The 8,947-nt window shown below is 74.3% G+C and carries 6 protein-coding genes; 3 read left to right on the top strand and 3 right to left on the bottom strand.

Annotated elements, in window-relative coordinates:
- Positions 1-25: 25 nt before the first annotated feature.
- Complete coding sequence (locus tag FNH04_RS35380) at positions 26-1,246, bottom strand: ROK family transcriptional regulator (RefSeq protein ID WP_152789945.1); 1,221 nt, start codon at positions 1,244-1,246, stop codon at positions 26-28.
- A gap of 119 nt (positions 1,247-1,365) precedes the next feature.
- Between FNH04_RS35380 and FNH04_RS35375 the strand changes: the two genes are divergently transcribed.
- Complete coding sequence (locus tag FNH04_RS35375; RefSeq protein WP_386573520.1) at positions 1,366-2,928, top strand: MGH1-like glycoside hydrolase domain-containing protein; 1,563 nt, start codon at positions 1,366-1,368, stop codon at positions 2,926-2,928.
- Positions 2,925-4,862 (top strand): amylo-alpha-1,6-glucosidase, encoded by a 1,938-nt coding sequence (locus FNH04_RS35370; RefSeq protein WP_152789944.1) that lies wholly within the window; start codon positions 2,925-2,927, stop codon positions 4,860-4,862. Before FNH04_RS35375 ends, FNH04_RS35370 begins: the two co-directional genes overlap by 4 nt.
- 28 nt (positions 4,863-4,890) lie before the next feature.
- Here the strand turns inward: FNH04_RS35370 and dusB are convergent, their stop codons facing one another.
- The gene (dusB, locus tag FNH04_RS35365; protein ID WP_152789943.1) at positions 4,891-6,069 is read right to left on the bottom strand and encodes a tRNA dihydrouridine synthase DusB; all 1,179 of its coding nucleotides are present in this window, start codon (positions 6,067-6,069) and stop codon (positions 4,891-4,893) included.
- 80 nt (positions 6,070-6,149) lie between these two features.
- Here dusB and FNH04_RS35360 point away from each other — a divergent pair, with 80 nt between their 5' ends.
- Positions 6,150-7,613, top strand: a complete 1,464-nt coding sequence (locus FNH04_RS35360; RefSeq protein WP_152789942.1) for an MFS transporter — start codon at positions 6,150-6,152, stop codon at positions 7,611-7,613.
- Here the strand turns inward: FNH04_RS35360 and FNH04_RS35355 are convergent.
- Positions 7,583-8,947 (bottom strand): tetratricopeptide repeat protein (locus tag FNH04_RS35355; protein WP_152789941.1); only part of this gene is annotated, 1,365 nt, incomplete at its 5' end. The two genes, FNH04_RS35360 and FNH04_RS35355, sit on opposite strands and share 31 nt — an antisense overlap.

The raw sequence follows: 8,947 nt of genomic DNA, 5'->3' as shown, positions 1-8,947 counted from the left end.
CCCCCAGGCCACCCCGGGCCACGCCTCACACCCCCAACGCCGCCAGCCGCTCCTCCGCCCGCTCCGGGGCGTACAGGTGCTCCACGACGAGCGCGCCCGCTCCCACCAGGCCCGCCCGGTCCCCGAGCCGCGAGGTCACCACGTCCAGGTGAGCCGTGGAGCGGGGAAGCGCACGCTGGTACAGCAGCTCACGCACCCCGGTGAGGAAGGGGGTACCGGCCAGATCCCCGGCGATCATCAGGACGCCGGGGTTCAGCAGGGTCACGACCGTCGCCAGTACGTCGCCGACGCACCGCCCGGCCTCCCGCGCGAGCGCCGTCGCGCCGGGGTGTCCCGAGGTCAGCAGATCCCGCACGTCCGAACCCGAGGCCGCCGGGACGCCCGACTCGGCGAGCCTGCGGGCCACGGCGCCGCCGCTCGCGACGGCGGCCAGACAGCCGTACGACCCGCACCTGCACAGCGCGTCCGTGCCCTCCGGCACCCGGATGTGCCCGATGTCCCCCGCGCCGCCGTCGATCCCGCGGTAGATCGCGCCGTCGACGACCATTCCGGCGCCGATCCCCGTCGAGACCTTGACCAGGGCGAAGGCCGAGCAGTCCGGGTAGCCGGCGCGCTGTTCGCCGTACGCCATGAGGTTGGCGTCGTTGTCGACGAGGACCGGGACGCCGGCCGGGCCGCCCGCGTGCCCCGCGAAGGCGCGGGCCAGCCGGTCACGTATGTCGTAGCCGTCCCAGCCCGGCATGATCGGCGGCTGGACGACACGGCCGGTGTCGCTGTCGACCGGGCCGGGGACCGCGAGGCCGATGCCGCACACCGCGTCCGCCGGGCGGCCCGCCTTCTCCAGCAACTCGGCGAACCAGCGGCCCAGTTCGTCCAGTACGGCGTCCGGGCCGTCCTCGATGACCAGGGTGCCCGAGTGCTCGGCCTGGATCTCGCCGCCGAGGGAGAGGACGGCGGCACGGGCGTGGCGCGTGTCGAGGTCGGCGGCCAGGACGACGGCGTGCTCGTCGTCGAACTCCAGGGTGATGGAGGGGCGCCCTCCCAACGGGGAGCCCACCGGGCCGCCCGCGCCCTCGCGCAGCCAGCCCGCCCGGAACAGCCGGTCGAGGCGCTGGCCCACCGTGGCCCGGGACAGGCCCGTGGCCTGCTGGAGCGCGCCGCGCGTGGTCGCCCGGCCGCTGCGGACCAGTTCGAGCAGATCTCCGGCACCGGCGTGGCTGCCCACCTTCACGCTCCTTCCACCCATGCGCACCCCCTTGCGTTCACCAACTCTGCATTACATCCTGGGTTTTGCGTGTTAAATAGACGTAACCCTACGGTAGCCACTGCCGAACCGGTCGGCTCGACGTCCTCGGGGAGCACTGCGTGGACCGCACCACCACCCAGCTCGCGCACGGTCCGGACGGGCTGACGCGCTTCGGAACGGGCGTATACGACCCGGCGGCACCGGCCTCTCCCGCTCCGGCCGGCTCCCTGCACCGCCGGGCGGCCCACGTGCTGGAGCGCAACTGGACGGGGACCTCCACCGTCCCCTCGCGGGGCCTGTATCCGCACCAGTGGTCCTGGGACTCGGCGTTCATCGCGATCGGGCTGCGCCATCTGTCGCCGCTGAGGGCGCAGACGGAGCTGGAGACGCTGCTCGGCGCCCAGTGGGGCGACGGCCGGATCCCGCACATCGTCTTCAACCCCTCCGTGCCGCTGGACGCGTACTTCCCGAGCCCCGACTTCTGGCGTTCCTCGACCGCGGGGCGCGCCGTGGGCGCCCCGCGCACCGTACAGACCTCGGGCATCGTGCAGCCACCGGTGCACGCGCTGGCCGCGTGGCTGGTCCACCAGGCCGATCCGGGCCTGTCCCGGGCGCGCGCCTTCCTGCCCCGGGTGTACCCGCGCCTGGCCGCCTGGCACCGCTATCTGCTGCACCGCCGCGACCTCGGCGGGGGCGGTCTGGCCTCGGTGGTCCACCCCTGGGAGCAGGGCATGGACAACTCCCCGTGCTGGGACGCCCCGCTCTCCCGCGTCCCCCCGGCCCCGGCCCGCTCCTTCCGCCGCGCCGACCTGGACCACGGCGCGCCCGAGGACCGGCCGACGGACCTGGACTACGGGCGGTACGTGCGGCTGGCGACGGACTACCGGGACCGGGGCTACGAGGACGGGCCGGACGAAGGGGCGGCCCGCAGGGCCTCGGTCGAGGGCGGTGGTGGGAGACGGGCGGGCCGGTTCGCGGTGGAGGACCCGGCGTTCAACGCGCTGCTCATCGCCTCCGAGCACGCGCTCGCCCGTATCGCGCGCGAGCTCGGCGCCTCCGGTACGGCCCGGCACGCACGCGCCGAGCGGCTGACGGCGGCCCTGGTGGACCGGTTGTGGGACGCGGCGGAGGGCATGTTCTTCTGCCGGGACGTCGGCACAGGTGTCAGCGCAGGCACAGGCACCAGCACCGGCACCGGCACCGGCACCGGCGAGCTCATCCCCGAGCGCGCCGTCTCCGGGCTGATCCCGCTGCTGCTGCCGACCCTGCCCCGCGACCTCGTGACGGCACTCGTCCGTACGGCGAGCGGTCCGCACTTCGGGGTCGGCGGCGCGGCCCGTCTCGTACCGAGCTACGACCTCACCGGCGAGGCCTTCGATCCGCACCGCTACTGGCGCGGGCCCTCCTGGTTCAACACGGCCTGGCTGGTGGAGCGCGGGCTGCGGCTGCACGGGGAGCGGGCGCGGGCCGACGAGCTGCGCGGGCAGTTCCTGCGCACCGCCGGCACGTCCGGGTTCGCCGAGTACGTCGACCCGTACACCGGCGAGCCCTGCGGGGCGCCCGGCTTCGGCTGGACCGCCGCGCTCACGCTCGACCTGCTCCACGACATGGACACGCACGACATCGGCACGCACGACATCGGCACGCACGGCATCAGCGACAAGGGAGGAGACCGGGGATGACGGACCGGCAGCATCTGCTCGTGCGGGGCGGGACGTTCGCGGCCGTGGGCGACGGCGGCGACATCAGCGGGGTGCGCGGCGGCGGCTCCCCGGACGGGCTGTTCGTGCGGGACGCCCGCCACCTCAGCCGCTGGCAGCTCACTGTCGACGGCGCCGTGCCGGAGACGCTCAGCCCGGTCTCCGACGGTGACACCGCGGCGTGCGTCCTCGTGCCGCGCGGTGGCCGCCAGGAGCCGCCCGCGTACACGCTCTTCCGCGAACAGGCCGTCGCCGACGGCGCGTTCGTGGAGTCGCTGCGCGTCACGAGCAACCGTCCGGTGCCGGCCACGGTCCGTGTCGCCGTCACCGCGGACGCCGACTTCACCGATCAGTTCGAACTGCGCTCCGACCACCGCACCTACGCCAAGACCGGCGCCGTACGCTCCCGCCAGGTCCTCGACGACGGCGTGGAGTTCGGCTACCGGCGCGGCGAGTGGCGCTCCTGCACGACCGTCACGTCCGAGCCCGCGCCCGACGCCGTGGAGGAGACGGGCACGGGCGCCCGACGCCTCGTCTGGGCCCTCGACCTCGAACCGCACGGTTCGGCGGAGCTGTCACTGCGGGTGGCGGCCCGCCCGCACGGAGCGCCCCGGATGCCGCGGGTGCCGGCCTCCCCCGCCGCCGCGACCGAGCAGCTCCTGGAGCTGGAGGGCGAGTTCGCGGAGGGCGTGGCCTTCCCGGCCGGCTGGCCGGAGCTGTCGGCGGCCTGTGCGCGGGGCCTGGGCGACCTCGCCGTGCTCCAGGTGCCCGCGACGGGCCCGGACGGGGAGGAGCTGCGCGTCCCCGCGGCCGGAGTCCCCTGGTTCCTCACGCTGCTGGGCCGCGACGCGCTCCTCACCTCGCTCTTCGCCCTCCCCTACCGCCCCGGCCTCGCCGCCGCGACCCTCCCCGCGCTCGCCGCCGTGCAGGCCACCGAGGTGGGCCCGGACGCGGTGGCCCAGCCCGGCAAGATCGTGCACGAGGTACGGCACGGGGAGCTGGCCCACTTCGGGCAGGTGCCGTACGGGCGCTACTACGGCTCGGTGGACGCGACCCCGCTCTTCCTGGTGCTCCTCGGCGCGTACGTGGAGCAGACCGGCGATGTGACGACGGCCCGCCGCCTCGAGCCCCACGCACGCGCCGCGATCGGCTGGATGCTCGACCACGGCGGCCTCACCTCCCGCGGCTATCTGGTGTACCGCGCGGACCAGGGCGGCCTCGCGAACCAGAACTGGAAGGACTCCCCGGGCGCCATCTGCTCCGCGGACGGCGGCCGCCCGACCGGCCCGGTGATGGCGGCGGGAGCGCAGGGGTACGCGTACGACGCGCTGCGCCGCACGGCCCATCTCGCCCGCACGGTCTGGGAGGACGAGGTCTACGCGGCGCTCCTGGAGCAGGCGGCGGCCGACCTCCGCGACCGCTTCCAGCGGGACTTCTGGATGGAGGAACACGGGTTCGCCGCGCTGGCCCTGGACGGCGCGGGCAACCAGGTCGACGCTCTCGCTTCGGACGCGGGGCACCTGCTGTGGTCGGGGCTGCTGGACAAGGAGTACGGCGAGCTGGTGGGCCGGCGGCTGCTGGAGCCCGACTTCTTCTCGGGCTGGGGTGTGCGGACGCTCGCCTCCGGGCAGCCCGCGTATCACCCGTTGTCGTACCACCGGGGTTCCGTGTGGCCGCACGACAACGCGCTCATCGCGCTGGGGCTGGCGCGGTACGGGCTGCACGACGAGGCCCGTACGGTGGCGCGGGGGCTGGTGGACGCGGCGACGGCGACGGGTCACCGTCTGCCGGAGGTGCTTGCCGGGTACGGGCGCGACACGCACCCGGAGCCGGTTCCGTATCCGCACGCCTGTGTACGGGAGTCCCGGGCGGCCGCGGCGCCACTGGCGCTGCTCACCGCGGTGGGCGGGGTCTGAGCGGGGCCTCCCGCACCGGTCGCACCGGTCATCCCCCCGACGTGTCCAGCTCCGCGTCCTCGCTCACTCCCGCGCAGTCGTACGGGTCCTTGAGCCAGCCGTCCGGGAGCACCACCCGGTTGTTGCCGGACGTACGGCCGCGCGGTCCGTCCGCGCCGGCCGGCCACGGCTGGTCGAGGTCCAGCTCGTCCAGCCCGCCGCGGAGTTCGTCCAGCGAGGAGGTGACGGCGAGGCGCCTGCGCATCTCCGAGCCGACCGCGAAGCCCTTCAGGTACCAGGCCACGTGCTTGCGGAAGTCGATGACGCCGCGCGACTCGTCGCCGAGCCACTCGCCGAGGAGGGTGGCGTGGCGGACCATGACGTCGGCCACCTCGCGGAGTGCCGGGCGGGCGCTGTATCCGTCAGTGCCTCCGGCACGGGCCCCCGTGCGGCCCTCGAAGGCCGCCACCAGGTCCGAGAACAGCCACGGGCGGCCCAGGCAGCCGCGCCCGACCACGACTCCGTCACAGCCCGTCTCCCGCACCATCCGCAGCGCGTCGTCCGCCGACCAGATGTCGCCGTTGCCGAGGACCGGGATCTCGGGCACGTGCTCCTTCAGACGGGCGATGGCGTCCCAGTCGGCGGTGCCGCCGTAGTGCTGGGCGGCCGTGCGGCCGTGGAGCGCGATGGCCGTGACGCCCTCCTCGACGGCGATGCGGCCGGCGTCGAGGTAGGTGATGTGGTCGTCGTCGATGCCCTTGCGCATCTTCATGGTGACCGGGAGGTCACCGGCCCCGCTCACGGCCTCGCGGAGGATCGCGCGCAGCAGGTTCCGCTTGTACGGGAGGGCCGAGCCGCCGCCCTTGCGGGTCACCTTGGGGACCGGGCAGCCGAAGTTGAGGTCGATGTGGTCGGCCAGGTCCTCCTCCGCGATCATCCGGACGGCTTTGCCGACGGTCACCGGGTCCACGCCGTACAGCTGGATCGAGCGCGGTGTCTCCGACGCGTCGAACCTGATCAGCTGCATGGTCTTGTCGTTGCGCTCGACCAGCGCCCGCGTGGTGATCATCTCGCTGACGTACAGCCCCTTGCCCACACTGAACTCGCGGCACAGCGTGCGGAAGGGGGCGTTCGTGATGCCGGCCATGGGCGCGAGCACGACGGGGGGCTGGACGGTGTGCGGGCCGATCCGGAGGGGACTCGTGGGGGCGACGGTGGGCGTGGACATGGCCCCATTGTCACGTACGACGCGCCGTGACTCCAGTCATTAGTTAGGCGCACTATTGATTTGCGCGTACGATGGAGCGTATGCCTGAGCTCAGCCACCGCCGGCGCCTGCTGGTGCTCGCGATCTGCTGTATGAGCCTGCTGATCGTGAGCCTCGACAACACCGTCCTCAACGTCGCGCTGCCGGCGATGGAAGAGGATCTGGACGCGAGCGTAACCGGCTTGCAGTGGACGATCGACGCGTACACGCTCGTGCTCGCCTCGCTGCTGATGCTCGCGGGGTCGACCGCGGACCGGATCGGCCGCAAACGCGTCTTCATGGCGGGGCTGGTCGTGTTCACCGTCGGTTCGGCGCTCTGCTCCCTCGCCCCGACCCTGGACGCGCTCGTCGTCTTCCGGATGGTGCAGGCGGTGGGCGGTTCGATGCTGAACCCGGTGGCCATGTCGATCATCACCAACACCTTCACGGAACCGCGCGCGCGGGCCCGTGCGATCGGTGCGTGGGGCGGGGTCGTCGGTATCTCGATGGCCGCGGGCCCGCTGGTCGGGGGGCTGCTTGTGGAGTCGGTCGGCTGGCGTTCGATCTTCTGGCTCAACCTGCCGGTCGGTCTGGCCGCGCTCCTGCTCACCCTGCGCTTCGTCCCCGAGTCCCGCGCGCGCCGGGCCCGCCGCGTGGACCCGGTGGGACAGCTGCTGGTGATCGCCCTGTTCGGGTCCCTGACGTACGCGATCATCGAGGCGCCCATCGCGGGCGTCACCGCGGTCCTGCCGTTCGCCGGACTCGCGCTCGCCGCGCTGCTCGGCCTCCTCTGGTACGAGCCGCGCCGCGCCGAACCCCTCATCGAGCTGCGCTTCTTCCGCTCGGCGCCGTTCAGCGGGGCGACGGTGATAGCGATCAGCGCGTTCGCGGCGCTCGGCGGCTTCCTGTTCCTGTCGACGCTGTACCTCCAGAACGTGCGCGGTCTGAACGCGCTGGAGGCGGGTCTGTGGATGCTCCCGATGGCGCTGCCGTCGTTCCTGTGCGCGCCCCTGTCCGGCCGGCTGGTCGGCAGCCGGGGCCCGCGGCTGCCACTGCTGCTCGCCGGGTGCGCGATGAGCGCGAGCGGGCTGCTCTTCGCCGTCTTCGAGGCCGAGACGTCGAACGTCACGCTGTTCGTCGGGTACCTCCTGTTCGGCGTGGGCTTCGGCTTCGTGAACTCCCCCATCACCAACACGGCCGTCTCCGGTATGCCCCGCGAACAGGCGGGCGTCGCCGCCGCCGTGGCCTCCACCAGCCGGCAGCTGGGCCAGACGCTGGGCGTCGCGGTGATCGGCGCGGTGCTGGCGGCGGGCGTGGGCGCGTCCTCGTACCGGGACACCTTCGTGTCGGCGGCCGTCCCCGGCTGGTGGATCATCGCGGGCTGCGGTCTCTCGGTACTGGTCCTGGGCGCGCTGACGACCGGCGCCTGGGCCCGCCGGACGGCCGAGCGCACAGCCGAACGCCTGGACGCCGAGGAGATCCGAGGCGCCGGGGGTCAGGGCCTGGGCGCGGTCACGGGCGGCTGAACGACGACCGGGCGGCCCGTGACGGGACGCAGGCCGGGCGCTCCCGCGGTCCCGGCCGCTGCGGCGGACCCCGGCGCCGCCATGGCCTGGCGGGCGTGGGCGGCACCCGCGTGGGCGCGGGTCCGCTGGTCGGTCTCGCCGGTGGTGGCCGCGACCGTCGCGGCGGTGGTGTGGTGGGCGAGGGCCTCCTCGTGGCGACCCGCGGCGTGGAGCGCCTCGCCGAGGCCGTTGAGCGCCGACGCCTCGCCGTAGCGCTCCCCGTTCTCGCGGAACAGGTCGAGGGCGTGGTGCTGGTGGGCGGCCGCGGCCTCGAAGTCCCCCTGACCCAGCCGGACATCGCCGAGACCGGACAGCGCGTACGCCTCGCCGCCGGCGTGCCCGAGCTGCCGGAAGAGGGCGAGGGCCTGCCGCTGGTGCGCGGCGGCCTGCTCGTACTCGCCCAGCCGTGAGCAGGCGTTGCCCAGATGGGTGAGGGTGCGGGCGCGGCCGATCCGGTCGCCGGTGAGGTCGTGCAGGGCGAGGGCCTGCCGCTGGTGCGCGGCGGCCTGCTCGTACTCACCGAGGCGCAGGCAGACGTTGCCGAGGTTGGTGAGGGTGCGGGCGCGGCCGACCTGGTCGCCGATGTCCTCGTAGAGGCCGAGGGCCTGCCGGTGGTCGCGGGCGGCCTCGGGGAGGTTGCCCAGGCGCCAGTGGACGTTGCCGAGGTTGGACAGGGTCCTGGCCTGTCCGGCGCGGTCCCCCGTCGTACGGTGCAGGGCGAGGGCCCGTACGAGGTGGTCGGCGGCCGAGGCGGAGTCGGCGAGCCGCCAGTGCGCGACACCGAGATTGGTCAGGGCGTGGGCCTGGCCCGCGCGGTCGCCGGTCGTCCCGGCGGCGCGCAGGGCGTGGCGGTGGATCTCCAGTGCCTCCGTGTGATGGCCGGCGTCGAGGTACCGGAACAGCAGCGCGGCCAGCCGGACCGCGTGGCCGGGGCTGCCCCGGTCGGCGGCCACCGCGCAGAGGGCGGCCAGGGTGGGGCGCTCCGCGTCCAGCCAGGCCCGTGCGCGGGCCGGGTCGCCGATGTCCGGCAACGTGGCCGTGGGTGGCGCGGCGGCGGGTCTGTGGTGCCGCTCGGCCGGGTAGAGGGTGTCCATCGCGGCCGCCGCCGCGCCCAGATAGTGGTCGAACAGCCGGGTGAGCGCCTGCTGCCGCTCGGCCTCGGAGTCGTCCGTACGGGACAGGCGGTCCGCGTAGGCCCGTAACAGGTCGTGCGTGCCGAACCGCCCGGGCCGGGCGGGCTGGAGGAGATGGGCGCGGGTCAGCAGGTCCAGGGTGCGGCGTGCGGTGCGGGGGGC

Source organism: Streptomyces phyllanthi, from assembly GCF_009377205.1.
Taxonomy (GTDB): Bacteria; Actinomycetota; Actinomycetes; order Streptomycetales; family Streptomycetaceae; genus Streptomyces; species Streptomyces phyllanthi.
The sequence above is the reverse complement of the archived record's forward strand: the minus strand, read 5'-3'. Positions and strand labels throughout refer to the sequence as shown.